Here is a 17,547-nt window from a genome sequence, read left to right on the forward strand (position 1 = left end):
AGCCGCATGACCAGCTTCATGGCCGCCCAATTTGCAGAACTTGACGCACACAATCCCCACACCTCCCCCTTGAGGGGAGGTCGGAGAGCCAAGCGGCAGCGCAGGCGATCCGGGTGGGGGTGGATGAGCGAGCCGTCTGGCCCGTGGCTGTCGGGGAGCGATGGTGACCCCCACCCGGATCAGCTGCGGCCTCCGGCCTTGCTTCTCCGACCTCCCCTCAAGGGGGAGGTGAACCAACACGCCGGCTTTGGTTTTCGCATCGCCCCTCATCCGCCGGCTGCGCCGGCACCTTCTCCCCGGTGGGGCGAAGGGAGGAGCCAGACGCCGGTCTACGACGGATGCCAACGGCTTCACCGGGATGGGCGAGGCGCGGGTCTGCGACGGATAGCCTCGCCTCCGCGCGGATGGGAGAGGCCCGGGACGATATTCCGGCCGGGTGCCTCCTTCTCCCTCCGGGAGAAGGTGGACCGGCGCGGAGCGGCGGGACGGATGAGGGGGTACGGTGAGAGCTGCGGGACCCACCTCCCCCTTGAGGGGAGGTCGGAGAGCCGAGAGGCAGCGCAGGCGATCCGGGTGGGGGTATGGGCGCGGCTGCCTGCCCCCGGGCTGTCGGCGGCCATGGTGACCCCCACCCGGATCAGCTGCGGCCTCCGGCCTTGCTTCTCCCTGGCGCAAGCCACGGGTCTCGCCCCGTCCCTTGGCCCCCCTCAAGGGGGCGGTGAACCAACACTCGGGCTTTGGTTTCTGCTGGCCACCGCATTCGGCGGTTGCAGCACCCCCTCATCCGTCAGCTTCGCTGACACCTTATCCCCGGTGGCGAGAAGGGAGGGCCGCAGGTCAGGCGGCCTGGGAGGTGGCGGATCGCCGGGCGTCGTCCAGGCGGAACCTCGCGACCAGCGCGGTCAGTTGGGCGGCTTCCTGGGCGAGCGTGTGGCTCGCGGCGTTGGACTGTTCGACCATGGCGGCGTTCTGCTGGGTCATCTGGTCCATCTGGCCGACGGCGGCGTTGACCTCGCCGAGACCGGTCGACTGTTCGCGGCTGGCGGTGGCCATGGCGGCGACGTGTTCGGAGATTTCCTCGATGCGGGCGATGATGCGGGTGATCGCCTCGCCGGTCTCGCCCACCAGCCCCACGCCGGAGCGGACTTCGGCGCCCGATGCGGCGATCAGCTCCTTGATCTCCTTGGCGGCGGTGGCGGAGCGGCCGGCGAGATCGCGGACTTCCTGAGCGACCACGGCGAAGCCGCGGCCGGCCTCGCCCGCGCGCGCGGCCTCGACGCCGGCATTGAGCGCCAAAAGATTGGTCTGGAAGGCGATCTCGTCGATCACGCCGATGATCCGGTCGATCTTGCCCGAGGCTTCCTCGATGCGGCTCATGGCGTCGACGGCGCGGGTGACGATCTCGCCCGAGGCGCGGGCGTCGTTTGCGGTCTGGCTCGCGAGCTTGTCGGTGTCGGAGGCGCGCGCGGAGGCGGTGTGGACGGTGGCGGAGATCTCGTCGACGGCAGCAGCGGTCTGTTCGAGCGAGGCCGCCTGCTGCTCGGTGCGGCGGGCGAGATCGTCGGCGGCCGAGCGCAGCTGCGCGGAATTGTCGCTGATCGAGCTCGCATTGTCGCGGATGTGGCGCATGGCGTCGCGCATGCGGCCGATCGACTCGTTGAAATCGACGCGCAGGGTTTCGAGCTCACCGGTGAACGGCGTGTCGAGCGTGGAGGCGAGATCGCCCTGGGAGAGCTTGCGCAGGCCCTCGCCGAGCTGGCTCACGGCAAAGGCGAGTTCGGCATCAGCCCGGGCCTTTTCGCGGTCGGCGAGCTCGCGGGCGCGGGCGGCCTGTTCGCGGTCGCGACCCATCTCGTCCTCGACGCGGATCTTGTCGATCGCCGAACGCTTGAAGACGTCGAGCGCGCGGGCCATCTCGCCGATCTCGTCGGCGCGGGCGCCGTCCGAGACCTCGACATCGAGATCGCCGGCGGCGACGGTGCGCATGGCGGCGACCAGGCGGCGGATCGGCCCCTTGAGGGCCGCGATCAGCAGGACGGCGGCGGCGAGGCCGAAGCCGCAGATCAGGAGCGCCGCCGACAGCGTGAGCGAGCTTGCGCGGTCCTTGACCGTTTCCGCGCCCTGCTGCTGGCTGCTCGCGAAATCGAGCACGCCGGCCCAGGCTTCGTTGATGCGCGCCTGGGACTGCATGAACAGCGCCGAACGCTCCGCGGTGCTGGCGATCAGATCCTCGACCATCTGCGGGATGGTGACCGATTTGCCGGCCCAGTCCTGGCCGATGGCGTCGACAATGGCCTCGCTGCCGGGGGCCACAGAGATGGTCTGGATGCGGTAGGCGAGTGCGCCGAGCCGGGCGGTCACGGCCTCGCCGGTGGTCGCGTCGGGCTGGCCGGCAAACTCGACCAGCGCCAGCTCCAGCGCCGACAGTGCCGCGAGGAAATCGCGCGCATTGGCGACCATCTTCTGGCTCTTGACGATCTGCTCATCCATGGCGCCGAACTTGAAGGTGGCGTCGCGGGCGACCTGGGAGGCAAGCCCCTGCAGCATGATGCCGGTGGGGCGCAGCGCATTGGCGTATTTCTGCAATTCGATCATGCCGGCCTGGGTGACGGCGCCGGCCTTCAACGTGGCGGTCAGGCCGGCCATGTTGTCGGCGATCAGGCTCTTGAGCGCGGGTTTGGTGGCCGGAATCACCCGGGGCAGGTCCTTGCCCAGCTTGCGGATGTCGCGCTTGAGCTTGTCCGCGGCGGCAAAGGCCTCTTCGGGGCTCGACGCGGCGGAAATGTCCGAGGAAATGCGGACCACCGCCTCCGCGCCCTCGCCGAGCTGGTCGGCGGCGCGCAGCAGGGTCCGGGTTTCGCCCTCGGCATCCGCCAGCTGCTGCGACGCGGTCTCCACGGCTGCGTCGAGCCGGGCGCGCAAGGCCTCGATCTCGCCCAGGGTTGCGGCGAGGCCCTCACGGATGGCGGTTTCCTTGGTGTGCAGCGCCCACAGCGCGTCGACATCGCCGCGCAATTGCCCGGCCAGCGCCCGGGATCCGGCCAGCGCTTCGGATTCGCGCGGGTTGTCGGCAAGCGCGAGCACCTTGTCCATGCGCGCCAGCTGGTCGTCGAGGCTCTGCATCACCGCCGCGCGCTTGTCTTCGCGCTGGTCGTGCAGGAAATTGGTCATGCCGGCATAGGCTTCCTTGAACCCGCTCAGGGACTCGATGCTGGCGCTGGTGCCCGACAGCCGCCCGCCGAGCAGCGAGCCGGTGTAAAGATTGATCGCGGCCAGGCCCGCCATGCCCAGGATCAGCGGCATGACCAGGACGACGACCTTGGTCTGAATCGAAAAACGCGCAAGCAACCTGTCGATATCCATGAAGCTGTTCCTGGGAATTGAACCTGTGAAAGGGATCGGGCAACATGCGGCCGGCCGCAAAGACTGGGTGCATCATGCACGGCGCCGCGACACAACCCGGGCGCGTCTTTTCCACGCGATGCAAGATGCCAGAAGCGGGTTAACGCGGCCTGAACAGGGGTGAAGCCGATGGCCCGGCGACCTGGAGTCAGCGGCTGGCGCGTGGTGCCGACAGCCCGGCCGGCGCGCCCGCACCCGGGATGGCTGGCGCGGCGGCGAAAAACCTCTATGATCGCCCGGGAACAGCAATAACACGGTGATTTATGGCATCCAGAAAGTCCGGAAAGACGACTTCCTCCAGACCGGCGGCGCAGCCTGCCGCCCCCAAATATCTCGACGCCAAGCGCGGCGTCGCCAACTGGACCCAGGCCACGGAGTGGCTGAGGGTCCGCGGCATCGAGGACATCGAGTGCATCACGCCGGATTTCGCGGGCGTGGCACGCGGCAAGATGATGCCCTCGTCGAAATTCACCTCCAACACCTCGCTGTCGCTGCCGTCGGCGGTGTTCCGGCACACGATCTCGGGCGAGTACCCGGAAGAGACCGGGGATTTCCGCTACGATCCGCTCGACGGCGACCTGAAGCTGATGCCGGACCTGTCGACGCTGTCGGTGGTGCCGTGGGAAACCGACCCGACGGCGCAGGTGATCTGCGACATGGTCAACACCAAGGGCGATCCGGTCAACTACACCCCGCGCAATGTGTTGAAGCGCGTGGTCGAGCTTTACACCGAGCGCGGCTGGAAGCCGGTGGTGGCGCCGGAAATCGAATTCTACCTGGTGGCACAGTCGGACGACCCCGACTATCCGTTGCAGCCGCCGAAGGGCCGCTCGGGCCGGACCATTACCGGCGGGCAGTCCTATTCGATCGCGGGCGTCAACGAGTTCGACGAACTGGTGGACGACATCTATGATTTCTCCGACAAGCAGGGATTGGAAATCGACACGCTGATCCACGAGGAAGGCCCGGCGCAGCTCGAGATCAACCTGCGCCATGGCGATCCGATCGAGCTTGCCGACCAGGTGTTCCTGTTCAAGCGCACCATCCGCGAGGCGGCGATCAAGCACGGCATGTTCGCGACCTTCATGGCCAAGCCCATGCAGGAATATGCGGGCTCGGCGATGCATATCCACCAGTCGGTGGTGGATGCGAAGACCGGCAAGAACATCTTTTCAATGCCCGGCGACGAGACGGCGAGCGACGCCTTCTTCCATTTCCTCGGCGGCATGCAGCATTATGTGCCGAAGGCGCTGGTGATGATGGCGCCCTATGTGAACTCCTACCGGCGACTGACGCCCGACCAGGCCTGCCCGGTCAACAATGCCTGGGGCTACGACAACCGCACCACCGCCTTCCGCGTGCCGCATTCGGAACCGGCGGCGCGACGGGTGGAGAACCGGCTGCCGTCGTCGGACGCCAATTCCTATCTGGCGCTCGCCGCCTCGCTCGCCTGCGGCTATCTCGGCATGGTCAACGCCATCAAGCCGACCGAGCCCGCCTATATGAGCGTCAACGAGGGCTCGATCGACCTGCCGCGCGGGCTTCTGGAGGCGGTGTCGCTGCTGGAAAGCGAGCCGGCCTTCGCGGAGGTGTTCGGCACCGAGTTCATCAACACCTATGCCGGCGTCAAGCGCGGCGAATTCGAGACCTTCATGCAGGTGATCAGCCCCTGGGAACGGGAATTCCTGCTGCTCAACGTTTGAAAAGTGTAATTCATGACTTACCAAAGCCCGATTGCCCCCGGTGTCTCCTTCTACGAGGCCACGCTCGGCGACCGTCCCACTTATGGCGCGCTGACGGGCCCCGCCAGCGCCGACGTGGTGATCATCGGCGGCGGCTTCACCGGGTTGCAGGCCGCGTATCATCTGGCAGCGGCCGGCAAGGACGTGGTGCTGATCGAGGCGGCGCGCTTCGGCGACGGCGCCTCGGGCCGCAACGGCGGCCAGCTCGGCACCGGGCAGCGGGCCTGGGTGGAGGAGCTCGAGGCCGATTTCGGCCGCGACACCGCGGCGCTGCAACTGGCGGTCGCCGAGCGCGCCAAGGCGCATCTTACCGGCTTTGCCGCAGCCCACGGCATCGATGCCGACTTCCGGCCCGGACAGATCTCGGCCGCGCACAAGACCGCCTATGTGAAAGACTACCGCAATCACGTGCGCACCATGACCGAGGACTACGGCTATCAGGGCCTCACCTTCCTCGACCGCGAGGCGCTGGCCAACAAGCTCGGCACGACCCGCTATCACGGCGGCATCCATGACAGCGCGACCGGGCACATCAACCCGCTCAAATATGTGGTTGGGCTCGCGCGGGCGGCGGCAACGGCCGGCGCGCGGCTGCACGAAAACACGTGGGCCAAGGCGATTTCGAGCGCGGGCGGCAAGGTGACGGTCAAGACCGATGCCGGTGACATCACCGCTGGCCGCGCACTGATCGCCTGCAACGCCTATATCGCCGGGCTTGAGCCGGTGACCAGCGCGCATGTGATGCCGATCCGCTCCTTCATCGGCGCGACCGTGCCGCTTGGGTCCGACAGCCCGGTGATCCCAGGCGGGGAATCGGTCGACGATTCCCGCTTCGTTGTGCGCTATTTCCGCAAGAGCGCCGACGGGCGGCTGCTGTTTGGCGGGCGCGAGGCCTATACGTCCGACAATCCCACCGACATCTCCAAACATATCCGCAAGCAGATCGCCGAGCTTTACCCGGCGCTCGGCGATGTCGAGATCACCCATGCCTGGGGCGGCTCGGTGGGGATCACGCTGTCGCGGCGGCCCTTCGTGCGCGAGGTGATGCCGAATGTGACGTCGATCGGCGGTTTCTCGGGCCACGGGGTGATGCTGTCGAACTATTGCGGCAAGCTCTATGCCGACCATGTGCTGGGCGGCTCGGAAGATCTCGAGGCGATGCGGGCGCTCAATATCGGCCCCTTCCCCGGCGGCGCCCGCTTCCGCAAGCCGCTGTTGCTGCTGGCGCTGACCTGGTACTCGCTGAGGGATAGGTTTTAGGGAGCCTCAAGCCGCGAGCGGGATCTCGGCACACCGCTTCAACCGCTTGCCGAGGGATTTGGCACCGGAGGCAACGGCTTCATTGGCCTCTTGGATAACGAGCGCTTCAATCACCGCCTCGCGGGACAGCTGTTTGCGTTGAAACAGCCATTGCGCCACCGAGGGCCAGAGCCAGAGCGGGCGGTCGCCGGTCACCTTGGCGACCGGCGCAGGAAACCCCTCTCCGCGATCGCCCTTGGCGTAGAGCGACACAGCCGCCCTGGTCAGTCCCGTACGGTCCGATATTTCCGCGAGACTTACCAGCGGGTCCGGCTCGATCCGTTCGACCACCGCGCCGGTGGCCATCACGTTTTCGATGGCCGAGGCGATCGCCTGATCGACGGATACAGCTTCGCGAATGAAATCGAGGATGACGCGCCCCTTCTGGAAGGAGACCAAGGCATCGTCGCACCCATTGTCATAGAACCGAGCTTCGAAATCGTCGGCGTGAGGGTCCGGGCCGGAGGCAACGATACTGAATTCATAGGCTTTCATCGGCGACATCCTTGTGTGCATGCGGGCAACGGTCGATCGCGCGGTAGATCTGCCGGGCATGGTTTCCGGCGTTCCGCGGCGTCCCGTTGACGCCAACCTGACATCCGTCCCGGTCGGCTTTGGCGCAATACAAGCGCCCCCAATGCCCCTGCTTTCGAAAGGTCCATCCTCTTGACTCGGCATAGGCCACGGCTTGTTCGACCTCCTTGTCGGGATGGCGCGGCCTAGCCATGCTTCACCACCAAGATGATATCTGCGTTAACATTTGTCAACATTCAGTGCATCCCGCCTGTGACACGTGCCGGGAGCGGATCACCGCGAACCATGCGGCCTCATCCGTCCCGCCGTTCCAAAGACTGCGGATCATGCGTGCAATTCTTCATGCAGCACAACCCACAATCATCGTGGCGGCCGCAAACAAGCCTGATGTTCGACAAACACGCATCAATCCTCCCCTGCCCTCTGGCTTTATCTAATCGATTAGACTATGTGTTTGACACCTTTTACGCACAGGATGCCACGCATGAGCCAGATCATTCCGGTCGATCCGTTCGACTATGTCGTCTTTGGCGGCACCGGGGACCTTGCCGAGCGCAAGCTGCTGCCGGCGCTGTATCACCGCCAGCTTGCCGGCCAGTTGACCGATCCCACGCGCATCATCGGCGCCTCGCGCTCGGAGATGGATCACGATGCCTACCGGGCATTTGCGCGCGATGCGCTGAACCAGCACCTGAAGGCCAATGAGCTCAAGGACGAGGACGTCAACCGCTTCCTTAACCGGCTGTTCTACGTGTCGGTGGACGCCCAGTCCGAACGCGGCTGGGAGGCGCTCAAGGCGCTGCTGGCCGAGGGCGAGGAGCGCGTGCGCGCCTTCTATCTCGCCGTCAGCCCCTCGCTGATCGGCGACATTTCCGAGCGGATCCGCTCGACCGGGCTGATCACCGGCAAGACCCGGATCGTGGTGGAAAAGCCGATCGGCCGCGACTTGCAATCGGCAAAAGCGCTCAACCGCGCGCTCGGCGAGGTGTTCGAGGAAGAGCAGATCTACCGGATCGATCATTATCTCGGCAAGGAGACGGTGCAGAACCTGATGGCGCTCCGCTTCGCCAATGCGCTCTACGAGCCCTTGTGGAACTCGGCCCATATCGACCATGTGCAGATCACGGTGGCGGAATCGGTGGGGCTCGAAGGCCGGGCCGGCTATTACGACAAGGCCGGCGCGCTCAGAGACATGGTGCAGAACCACATCGCCCAGCTTCTCTGCCTGGTGGCGATGGAGCCGCCCTCGTCGATGGACGCGGAAGCGGTGCGCGACGAGAAGCTGAAAGTGCTGCGCTCGCTCAAGCCGATCAACGAATCCAATGCCGACGCGCTGACCGTGCGCGGCCAGTACAAGGCCGGCGCCTCCGCCGGCGGCGCGGTGAAGGGCTATCTCGACGAACTCGAAGGCGGCGTGTCCAACACCGAGACCTTCGTCGCCATCAAGGCCGAGATCAACAACTGGCGCTGGGCCGGAGTGCCGTTCTATCTCAGGACCGGCAAGCGCATGAGCGAGCGGATCTCGGAGATCGTGGTCGCCTTCAAGCCGATCCCGCATTCGATCTTCGATACCGGCGCGGGCCGGATCACCGCCAACAAGCTGGTGATGCGGCTGCAGCCCGACGAGGGCGTCAAGCAGTGGATCATGATCAAGGATCCCGGCCCGGGCGGCATGCGGCTCCGCCACGTGTCGCTCGACATGAGCTTCGCCGAGAGTTTCGCCGAGCGCAATCCGGATGCCTATGAGCGGCTTCTGCTCGACGTGATCCGCTGCAACCAGACCCTGTTCATGCGCCGCGACGAGGTGGAAGCGGCCTGGAACTGGGTGGACCCGATCCTGTCCGCCTGGGAGGAAACCGGTCAGTCGGTGCAGCCCTATACGGCCGGCACCTGGGGCCCGAGCCAGGCGATCGCCCTGATCGAACGTGACGGCAGGACCTGGCATGAAAGCGACTAAGAGCTCCCGCACCACCTCGCCGCCGACCCGGCGCACCGATTTCGACAGCGGCGCGGCGCTCGCGCCCGTGCTCGCCCGGAAGATCGCCGACCGGCTGGCACTCGCCATTGCCGCCCGCGGACGGGCCACGCTCGCCGTCTCCGGCGGCACCACGCCCAAGGCGATGTTCGAGGCGCTGTCGCGCGAGGCGATCGACTGGCGGCGGGTGACGATCACGCTGGTGGACGAGCGCATGGCGCCGCCCGATCACGAGCGCTCGAACCACCGGCTGGTGAGCCGCACCCTGTTGCAGAACCATGCCGCGGCGGCGCGGTTCGTGCCGCTCTACAGCGAGCCGGGAGATGCGGACACCGTGGCCGCGCGGGCGGCAGCGGCGATCGACGCGATCGAGCGGCCGTTCGACGTGGTGGTGCTCGGCATGGGCACGGACGGGCATACCGCCTCGTTCTTTCCCGAAGGCACCACGCTGGCCACGGTCACCGACCCCGCCTGCCCGACCAGCGTGCTGGCGATCGAGGCGCCGGGGGCGGGCGAGCCGCGGCTGACCCTGACCCTGCCCTGGCTGGTGGAAGCCGGCATGATCGCGCTCCATATAGAAGGCGAAGCCAAGAACGCCGTGCTCGCCGCAGCGCTGGAGCCCGGTCCGGAGGCCGAACTGCCGGTGCGCGCGGTGCTGCGCCATACGGCCACGCCCGTCGAGATTTTCTGGGCGCCCTGACGCCGACCGGCGCCCGCCGAGGCGGGGCGCCTGCATCAGCCGGGCGCGGACCAGGATGGCGCCCGCCACAAGAACCAGAGGATGCTATCATGAGTGTCGATCCCCGCATTGCCGCCGTCACCGCCCGCATTGTCGAGCGCTCCCGCCCCACGCGCGAGACCTATCTCGGCCGGCTGCGCGAGATGGCCTCGAAGGGGCCGCACCGGACGACGCTGTCCTGCGGCAACCTGGCCCACGGCTTTGCCGCCTGCGGCGCCGGCGACAAGGCAAACCTTGCGGGCGACAGGGTCCCCAATCTCGGCATCATCACCTCCTACAACGACATGCTCTCGGCGCATCAGCCGTTCGAGACCTATCCCGAAACCATTCGCCGCGCGGCGCGCGAGGCGGGTGGCGTGGCGCAGGTGGCGGGCAGCGTGCCGGCGATGTGCGATGGGGTGACCCAGGGCCAGCCGGGGATGGAACTGTCGCTGTTCTCCCGCGACGTGATCGCCATGGCGGCCGCGGTCGGGCTGTCGCACAACATGTTCGACGCCGCGGTCTATCTTGGCGTTTGCGACAAGATCGTGCCGGGGCTGGTGATCGCGGCGCTGAGCTTCGGGCATCTGCCGGCCATCTTCATTCCCGCAGGGCCGATGACATCGGGGCTGCCCAATGACGAGAAGGTCAGGATCCGCCAGCTCTATGCCGAGGGCAAGGTCGGCCGGGCGGAACTGCTAGAGGCGGAATCGAAATCCTATCACGGGCCGGGCACCTGCACCTTCTACGGCACCGCCAACTCCAACCAGATGCTGATGGAGATCATGGGGCTGCACACGCCGGGCTCGTCCTTCGTCAATCCGGGCACGCCGCTTCGGGAAGCGCTGACGGCGGAGGCCGCCAAGCGGGCGCTGGCGATCACCGCGCTCGGCAACGCGTTCACGCCGGTGGGCGAGATGATCGACGAGCGCTCGGTGGTCAACGGCGTGGTCGGGCTGCATGCGACCGGCGGGTCGACCAACCACACGCTGCACCTGGTGGCGATGGCCCGGGCGGCGGGGATCCAGCTCACCTGGGAGGACATTTCCGACCTGTCGGACGCGGTGCCGCTGCTTGCGCGGGTCTACCCGAACGGGCCGGCGGACGTGAACCATTTCAACGCCGCGGGCGGGATCAATTTCCTGATCGACCAGCTCCTGAGCGTGGGCCTGTTGCACGAGGACGTGCGCACCGTCTGGGGCAAGGGACTGTCGGCCTATGCGGTGGAGGCGCGGCTCGGCGACAATGGCGCGGTGGTGCGCGAGCCGGTGTCGAAGGCGAGCGGCGACGCCAAGGTGGCAACCACCGCGGACGCCCCGTTCCAGCCCAATGGCGGGCTCAAGATGCTCACCGGCAATCTCGGCAAGGCGGTGATCAAGATCTCGGCGGTCAAGCCCGAACGTCACGTGATCGAGGCGCCGGCGCGGGTGTTCAACGACCAGGAGGAACTGCAGGCAGCCTTCAAGGCGGGCGCGCTCGAGGGCGATTTCGTGGCGGTGGTGCGGTTCCAGGGGCCCAAGGCCAACGGCATGCCCGAACTGCACCGGCTGACGCCGCCGCTCGGCGTGCTGCAGGACCGCGGACAGACCGTGGCTCTCGTCACCGACGGGCGCATGTCGGGCGCCTCTGGCAAGGTGCCGGCGGCGATCCACGTGACGCCCGAGGCCTGCGACGGCGGTCCGATCGCCCGGATCCGCGAGGGCGACATGATTCGTGTCGATGCGGTGAACGGCAGCCTGGAAGTGCTGGTGGACGCGGCCGAGTTCGCCGCCCGCACGCCGGCGACGGCCGATCTCGGCGCCAATCAATGGGGTCTCGGACGTGACCTCTTCGCCCGCTTCCGCGAGGCCGCCGGCACCGCCGACCAGGGCGCGAGCGTGCTCTACTGACCCAAAACCGGGACCGGCGGGCCGGGCAGTCCCCGGCCGCGGACCGCCTCAGGCGCGCAGGTCGAGCAGCCGGCCGCGATGGTCCGGATGATCGCTGAAGACGAAGATCCGGTTGAGATCGGCATCGCTGACGAGCCTCAGGAAGCGCACCTCGATGGTGTCGTTGACATTGATGCGCATCAGCACGCAGCCGATGCGGCCAATGCGCGCCTCGGGCACATCCAGACAGAACTGGCGGGGGATGGTGAACTGGGTGGCCAGCGCCAGGATCGCGCCGCTCGGGGAGATGGCGCGGATCACGCAGCGGCGCGCCGCCATGTGCATGACACCCTTCTCGGTATATTCGATGCGCGCGTGATTGAGGGTTTCCTGCATCGGGAACCGGCTCTCGCGATCATACATGAAGGACTCTTCCCTGCGCAGATAATGCGGTCCCGGGGTCTTCATGGCCTTCCTTCCGAATGCACTGTGGTTGCTATTTCCTTACTGAAAACAGCCGGACTTTAGGCGACGGAAATTAACAGACCATGAGCGCGCGCGGCCTCCGCGCGGGGCATTTTTGATCGAAGTCTAATCAACTCCAGTCGTGCCGGATCACGCGTTCGTGAGCCGGCGTGATATCGGGCCAAAAATCTGTCACAAACGCTTCCGGCGCGGCTGCGACAGCTTGTCCCGAAGGTGCGAAAAGCTGGCCCCAAAACACATGATTTCGGTGTTTCGAGCGCCCGATTGTGAACAGTGCGGACCGCCAGGGGTTGACGAAGCTCCGGGTCCTGACCGCCAGCACCCCAGCTAACCTTTTGTTTTTAAAGCACCCATCTCCGTTAGCCGGCAAAACGGGTGGCGACCGGACACGGACCGGCCACGCGTCGCTCACATCCATGTGCATGGCAAGTCATCTGACGAAACGCCACATTCAGGTCATCGAAACGGCGCGGCCCGGCCGACAGATCGGACCAAGACGACCGCACCAGAAGATCGACAGAATTTGAACCTGACACAAAGGAAAACGACCATGAACAAGATCCTCATCGCACTCGGCCTCACCCTCGCCGCTTCCACCGGCGCCTTCGCCCAGTCGGGCGCTCTCGACGCCTATGTCCCCCAGCAGGCCAACCTGGCGCTGACCGCCCCCGCAACCGGCGCAAGCAACGAACTGGTGAGCTACAAGCGCGCCGGCAATGACGGTTCGCCGAGCTTCGCAGCCCCGCAGGGCGGCGTCGACTACACCGCCACCGCCTCGATCGGCTCGGCTTCGAACGACCAGCTGGTCTACCACCGCGCCGGCAACGACGGTTCGCCGAGCGTCCGCTAAGCGGCCCTAAGGCCGCCAGGAGGTCAGGCCGGCCCTCCCCCCGGGGCCGGGAATGGCGGGGCCGGCACTCATCCGCCGGCTCCGTCCCTGAGACCTCCGGGGCGCCGCCCCGCCTTCGCGATTTCGCATGCATACCAAGACGACACACACAGCAAGGACAAGAACAATGAACAAGATCCTCGTGGCCCTCGGCCTCACCCTCGCAGCTTCCACCGGTGCCCTCGCCGATTCCGGCGCGCTCGATGCCTATACCGCTCCGAACGCCAACCTGGCGCTGACCGTGCCCGCAACCGGCGTCACCAACACCCAGGTGTCCTATGCCCGCGCCGGCAATGACGGCTCGCCGAGCTTCTCGGCTCCGCAGGGCAACATCGACTACACCGCCACCGCCTCGATCGGCGCCGCATCCGGCGACCAGGCGATCTACCACCGCGCCGACAACGACGGTTCGCCCACGTTCCGGTAATCAAAACAAAGGCGTTTGACGGCGCGGCCGGTTAAGCCTCCAGGCCGGATCCGCCCGTCACGAGCCTCGCGCGGCCGAAGTCACCCCCTGATGGAAGCCGCCGACGGAAGCCCCGCCCTCACGGACGGGGCTTCTGCCCATTCAAGGGACAACGATGCCCAGAATTTTGCTGTCGGGCCTTGCCGTCGAACCTCGCCGTCCCCGCGCGAAGTGGCGCGGGCGCAAAGCGGGCTGACCCGGCCGGGGTCCGCTCTAGCGGCGGTAGCTCAGGCCGTCGGCATCGAACAGATGCAGCTTGGACTTGTCGGCGGTGAAGCGCAGCCTTTCGCCGCGGAAGTTCTTCTGGTGGCCCGCCACCTTGGCGATGATCGGCTCGTGCTCGCTCAGACCCTCGACATAAAGCAGCGTGACCTCGCCGAGCGCCTCGACGATCGAGACCGTGCCCTCGAACAGGAAATCCTCGCCGGTGGTGATCTCGAGGTCTTCGGGACGCACGCCGAAGGAGACCTTGGCGCCGGTGTCGGCCTCGTCCACGGCGATGCCGGTATCCACCGACTTACCGCCCGAGAGCGTGACCACGGCGCTCGGCCCGGCCCGCTCGAGCGTGGCCGGCATGATGTTCATGGCGCGGGCGAGCCGATGAAGCGGGCGACGAACAGGTTGCCGGGCCGGTCGTAAAGCTCCATCGGCGGCCCCACCTGCTCGATCAGGCCGCCCGACAGCACGACGATGCGATCGGCCAGCGTCATCGCCTCGACCTGGTCGTGGGTGACGTAGATCATGGTGGTGTCGGGCATGGATTCGTTGAGCTTGGCGATCTCGATGCGGGTGGCCACGCGCAGCGCCGCATCGAGGTTGGACAGCGGCTCGTCGAACAGGAACACCTTGGGATTGCGGCAGATGGCGCGGCCGATGGCGACGCGCTGCCGCTGCCCGCCCGACAGCGCCTTGGGCAGGCGGTCGAGATAGGGTTCGAGCTGCAGGATCGAGGCCGCCGAGCGCACCCGGCGGTCGATCTCTGCCGTGCTCTCGCCGGCGATCCGCATGCCGAAGGCCATGTTGTCGTAGACCGTCATGTGCGGATAGAGCGCATAGGACTGGAACACCATGGCGATGCCGCGCTTGGACGGCGGCACGTCGTTGACGACCATGCCGTCGATCTCGAGCGTGCCGCCGGTGATTTCCTCGAGCCCGGCGATCATCCTGAGCAGCGTAGACTTGCCGCAGCCGGACGGACCGACGAAGACGATGAACTCACCCTGGTTGATCTCGAGATCCACGCCGTGGATCACTTTCACGGCGCCGTAGGACTTCTTGAGGCCCTTCAGTTTCAAGCCGGCCATGGTTTCCTCCCGCTAGAACACGTCATGTCTCACCCGATGCGCCCGAAAAAGGCGTCATAGGGCGGTATTTCGATGGTATCTGCGCGCAGGAAGCCGGAGAACCCGTGCCCGTCGAGCGATTCCACAAGGCCCTGCGGCCGCTCGACCACCTGCATCTCCTCGCTCAGGTTGAAGGCGCAATAGACCGCCTCGTTGCCCTCGCGCCGGATCATCGACAGCACGTGATCGCCGGTCTCGAGAAATTCGAGACTGCCCTTGACCAGCGGCCGGTGGGCGCGCCGGAAGGCGAGCATGCGGCGATAGTGATTGAGCATCGACGCCTGCACGTTCTCCTGGGTATCGACGGCGAGATGGCGATGCTCGGGCGGTACCGGCAGCCAGGGCTGGCCGTTGGTGAAGCCGGCCGACTGCTCGTATTCGGACCAGACCATCGGCGTGCGGCAGCCGTCGCGGCCCTTGAAATCGGGCCAGAACTGGATGCCGTAGGGGTCGCGCAGGTCCTCGAAGGCGAGATCGGCCTCGGTCAATCCCAGTTCCTCGCCTTGGTAGAGGCTGATCGAGCCGCGGAGCGACATGATGATGCCGGCCAGCATGCGCAGATAATGCTCGCGCTCGTGAATGCCCGAGCCCCAGCGGGTGGCATGGCGGACGACATCGTGGTTGGAAAACGCCCAGCAGGCCCATCCCTCCGGCGCCGCCGTCATGAAATCGGTGAGCGTCTTGCGGATGCGGGCCACGGTCAGCCGTTCGTTGGCCAGGAAATCGAAGGCGTAGCACATGTGCATCTTGTCGCCGCCCGAGGTGTAGTCGGCGACGATCTGAAGCCCGATCTGCGCGTCGCCCACCTCGCCCACCGCGGTGGTGCCGGGATATTCGTCGAGCAGCGACCGGAGACGGCGCAGGAAGTCGAGGTTTTCCGGCCGGTTCTTGTCGTAGACATGGAGCTGGTGGTTGTAGGGATTGACCGCCGGCGCGATGGTGTCGTTGCGCAGCTCCTTGGCCAGCGGCGGATTGTCCCTCAATTCCTTGTCGTGGAAGTAGAAATTGATGGTGTCGAGGCGGAAGCCGTCGACGCCGCGGTCGAGCCAGAAGCGCACCACGTCGAGAAGGGCCGCCTGGACCTCCTCGTTGTGCAGGTTCAGGTCCGGCTGCGAAGTGAGGAAGTTGTGCATGAAATACTGTTCACGCGTGCCGTCCCACTGCCAGGCCGAGCCGCCGAAGATCGACAGCCAGTTGTTGGGCGGCGTGCCGTCGGGCTTGGGATCGGCCCAGACATACCAGTCGGATTTCGGGTTGGTGCGGCTCTTGCGGCTTTCCAGGAACCAGGGATGCTGGTCGGAGGAATGCGAGATCACCAGGTCGATGATGATGCGGATGCCGTGCTCGTGGGCGACCTTGACCAGGTAGTCGAAGTCTCCCAGCGTGCCGAACATCGGATCGACATTGGTGTAGTCCGAGACGTCGTAGCCGAAATCCTTCATCGGCGAGGTGAAGAAAGGCGAGATCCAGATCGCGTCGACGCCGAGCGAGGCGATATAGCCGATGCGCTCGGCGATGCCGATGAGATCGCCGACGCCGTCGCCGCTGGTGTCCTGGAACGACCGCGGATAGACCTGGTAAATCACGCCCCCACGCCACCAGTCGGCGTCAGGTGCGAGTGCATCGCCGGTTTGCAGCCGTTTGCCGGCGAGAGTCATGACTTTCATTCGAGCTCCATTATTTCACGGATCCGGACAGGAGTCCGCGCACGAGATATTTCTGCATCGCGAAGAAGACCGCCAGCGGCACCGCGATCGACACGAAGGCCGAGGTCGCAAGGATCTCCCAGTTGCCGCCGCGGGTGCCGAGCAGCTCGACGATCTGCTTGGTCATCACGGTGGTTTCCCCGGTCGAGTCGATCAGGAAGACCAGCGCGACCAGAAGATCGTTCCAGGTCCACAGGAACTGGAAAATGGCGAAGGACGCAAGAGCGGGAAACGACAGCGGCAGGATGATCTTGACGAAGATCTGGAAATCCGTGGCGCCGTCGACCCGGGCGTTCTCGATGATGTCGCGCGGCAGGCCGACCATGTAGTTGCGCAACAGGTAGATGGCGAGCGGCAGGCCGAAGCCGGTATGGGCGAGCCAGACGCCGAGATAGCCCTTGCCGATGCCGATATCGTTGTGCAGCCGCAACAGCGGGATCAGCGCCAGCTGCAGCGGCACCACCAGGAGCCCGACGACGGCGGCGATCAGCAACGCACGGCCGGGAAAGCGCATCCAGGCCAGCGCATAGGCCGCGAAGGCGGCGATCACGATCGGGATGATGGTGGCGGGAATGGTCACCGTCAGCGTGTTGAAGAAGGCTTTCGCCATGCCCTCGCGGTTGTTGGGATCGAACAGCACGAAGCGGTAGTTCTGCAGCGTGAATTCCGGTGGCGCCTCGGCGGTGGTGAAGACCCGCGGCAGGCGCTTTCCGGCGAAGCTCTCGGGCGAGGACAGGCGGAACGCGCCGTTCTCCTCAACCGTCAGGCTGGCCCCGTCGCCGGCGTCGACGGTTTCGCCCGGCTCATAGGCCTCGGGCGCGCGCGAACTCGTGCCCCAGCGGCTGATGACGACATCATCGACCGCAAACAGGGTGCCCTCGATCACGTAACTGTCGCCGTCGCGGGTTTCGCTGCCCTCGATGCGGATTGCCGGACGCTGGCGCTCCTGCGTGAACATCGCGTTCCACCAGCCGGTATTGGCGATCTGGTCGGCGGTGCGGAACGAGGACACGAACAGGCCGACGGTGGGGAACAGCCACAGCGCCACAAGCGCCACCACCGACAGGTGCAGGGCCCAGACGAGAGGCGATTTCTTCGATGATGTCGAGTTCATCCGGG

General features: G+C 66.2%; 12 protein-coding genes and 1 pseudogene. 7 read left to right on the forward strand and 6 right to left on the reverse strand.

The genetic code is table 11. From position 1 onward, the window contains the following. Positions 1–837 precede the first annotated feature (837 nt). Positions 838–3,363 (reverse strand): methyl-accepting chemotaxis protein, encoded by a 2,526-nt coding sequence (locus AWJ14_RS16725; RefSeq protein WP_066181784.1) that lies wholly within the window; start codon positions 3,361–3,363, stop codon positions 838–840. A gap of 302 nt (positions 3,364–3,665) precedes the next feature. On the opposite strand from AWJ14_RS16725, the gene AWJ14_RS16730 reads away from it, so the two are divergent. After that, positions 3,666–5,105 (forward strand): glutamine synthetase family protein, encoded by a 1,440-nt coding sequence (locus AWJ14_RS16730; protein ID WP_066181787.1) that lies wholly within the window; start codon positions 3,666–3,668, stop codon positions 5,103–5,105. A gap of 12 nt (positions 5,106–5,117) precedes the next feature. Then, entirely contained in the window at positions 5,118–6,404 is a 1,287-nt protein-coding gene (locus tag AWJ14_RS16735; RefSeq protein ID WP_066181792.1) for an NAD(P)/FAD-dependent oxidoreductase, read from the forward strand. Between the two features lie 6 nt (positions 6,405–6,410). Here AWJ14_RS16735 and AWJ14_RS16740 read toward each other — a convergent pair whose 3' ends face one another. Then, positions 6,411–6,938 (reverse strand): hypothetical protein, encoded by a 528-nt coding sequence (locus tag AWJ14_RS16740; RefSeq protein WP_245304343.1) that lies wholly within the window; start codon positions 6,936–6,938, stop codon positions 6,411–6,413. A gap of 523 nt (positions 6,939–7,461) precedes the next feature. Here AWJ14_RS16740 and zwf point away from each other — a divergent pair. The 3 genes from zwf (at position 7,462) to edd (ending at position 11,559) form a co-directional block, all read left to right on the forward strand. After that, complete coding sequence (gene zwf / locus AWJ14_RS16745) at positions 7,462–8,934, forward strand: glucose-6-phosphate dehydrogenase (RefSeq protein WP_066181796.1); 1,473 nt, start codon at positions 7,462–7,464, stop codon at positions 8,932–8,934. Continuing rightward, positions 8,921–9,652 carry a 6-phosphogluconolactonase gene (gene pgl / locus AWJ14_RS16750; RefSeq protein WP_066181799.1) on the forward strand — a complete coding sequence of 244 codons (732 nt, stop codon included), beginning with the start codon at positions 8,921–8,923 and terminating at the stop codon, positions 9,650–9,652. Before zwf ends, pgl begins: the two co-directional genes overlap by 14 nt. 89 nt (positions 9,653–9,741) lie before the next feature. Further along, the gene (gene edd, locus AWJ14_RS16755) at positions 9,742–11,559 is read left to right on the forward strand and encodes a phosphogluconate dehydratase (RefSeq protein ID WP_066181804.1); all 1,818 of its coding nucleotides are present in this window, start codon (positions 9,742–9,744) and stop codon (positions 11,557–11,559) included. Between the two features lie 48 nt (positions 11,560–11,607). Here the strand turns inward: edd and AWJ14_RS16760 are convergent, their stop codons facing one another. After that, a complete protein-coding gene (locus tag AWJ14_RS16760; RefSeq protein WP_066181807.1) occupies positions 11,608–12,006 on the reverse strand; it encodes a hypothetical protein in 399 nt (132 codons plus the stop codon). 568 nt (positions 12,007–12,574) lie between these two features. Here AWJ14_RS16760 and AWJ14_RS16765 point away from each other — a divergent pair. Both AWJ14_RS16765 and AWJ14_RS16770 read left to right on the forward strand, forming a co-directional pair. Beyond that, complete coding sequence (locus AWJ14_RS16765; RefSeq protein ID WP_066181810.1) at positions 12,575–12,874, forward strand: hypothetical protein; 300 nt, start codon at positions 12,575–12,577, stop codon at positions 12,872–12,874. Between the two features lie 166 nt (positions 12,875–13,040). Continuing rightward, positions 13,041–13,340 carry a hypothetical protein gene (locus tag AWJ14_RS16770; RefSeq protein WP_066181814.1) on the forward strand — a complete coding sequence of 100 codons (300 nt, stop codon included), beginning with the start codon at positions 13,041–13,043 and terminating at the stop codon, positions 13,338–13,340. Between the two features lie 252 nt (positions 13,341–13,592). On the opposite strand, the pseudogene AWJ14_RS16775 reads toward AWJ14_RS16770, so the two are convergent. The 3 genes and pseudogenes from AWJ14_RS16775 to AWJ14_RS16785 all read right to left on the reverse strand — a co-directional run bounded on the left by AWJ14_RS16775 (position 13,593) and on the right by AWJ14_RS16785 (position 17,542). After that, positions 13,593–14,683, reverse strand: a pseudogene (locus AWJ14_RS16775) (ABC transporter ATP-binding protein). Between the two features lie 29 nt (positions 14,684–14,712). Beyond that, the gene (gene bglA, locus AWJ14_RS16780; RefSeq protein ID WP_139112680.1) at positions 14,713–16,389 is read right to left on the reverse strand and encodes a beta-galactosidase BglA; all 1,677 of its coding nucleotides are present in this window, start codon (positions 16,387–16,389) and stop codon (positions 14,713–14,715) included. A gap of 10 nt (positions 16,390–16,399) precedes the next feature. Next, the gene (locus AWJ14_RS16785) at positions 16,400–17,542 is read right to left on the reverse strand and encodes a carbohydrate ABC transporter permease (protein WP_066181820.1); all 1,143 of its coding nucleotides are present in this window, start codon (positions 17,540–17,542) and stop codon (positions 16,400–16,402) included. Positions 17,543–17,547: the final 5 nt, after the last annotated feature.

The sequence above is a fragment of the Parahoeflea olei genome, assembly GCF_001703635.1.
Lineage (GTDB): Bacteria > Pseudomonadota > Alphaproteobacteria > Rhizobiales > Rhizobiaceae > Hoeflea > Hoeflea olei.

Excerpts from the sequence above, each read along its gene's own strand:
- edd (WP_066181804.1), top strand. The coding sequence starts at position 9,742 with ATGAGTGTCGATCCCCGCATTGCCGCCGTCACCGCCCGCATTGTCGAG.
- AWJ14_RS16730 (WP_066181787.1), top strand. The coding sequence starts at position 3,666 with ATGGCATCCAGAAAGTCCGGAAAGACGACTTCCTCCAGACCGGCGGCG.
- AWJ14_RS16785 (WP_066181820.1), bottom strand. The coding sequence starts at position 17,542 with ATGAACTCGACATCATCGAAGAAATCGCCTCTCGTCTGGGCCCTGCAC.
- AWJ14_RS16725 (WP_066181784.1), bottom strand. The coding sequence starts at position 3,363 with ATGGATATCGACAGGTTGCTTGCGCGTTTTTCGATTCAGACCAAGGTC.
- AWJ14_RS16740 (WP_245304343.1), bottom strand. The coding sequence starts at position 6,938 with ATGAAAGCCTATGAATTCAGTATCGTTGCCTCCGGCCCGGACCCTCAC.
- bglA (WP_139112680.1), bottom strand. The coding sequence starts at position 16,389 with ATGAAAGTCATGACTCTCGCCGGCAAACGGCTGCAAACCGGCGATGCA.
- AWJ14_RS16735 (WP_066181792.1), top strand. The coding sequence starts at position 5,118 with ATGACTTACCAAAGCCCGATTGCCCCCGGTGTCTCCTTCTACGAGGCC.
- AWJ14_RS16760 (WP_066181807.1), bottom strand. The coding sequence starts at position 12,006 with ATGAAGACCCCGGGACCGCATTATCTGCGCAGGGAAGAGTCCTTCATG.
- AWJ14_RS16765 (WP_066181810.1), top strand. The coding sequence starts at position 12,575 with ATGAACAAGATCCTCATCGCACTCGGCCTCACCCTCGCCGCTTCCACC.
- AWJ14_RS16770 (WP_066181814.1), top strand. The coding sequence starts at position 13,041 with ATGAACAAGATCCTCGTGGCCCTCGGCCTCACCCTCGCAGCTTCCACC.
- pgl (WP_066181799.1), top strand. The coding sequence starts at position 8,921 with ATGAAAGCGACTAAGAGCTCCCGCACCACCTCGCCGCCGACCCGGCGC.
- zwf (WP_066181796.1), top strand. The coding sequence starts at position 7,462 with ATGAGCCAGATCATTCCGGTCGATCCGTTCGACTATGTCGTCTTTGGC.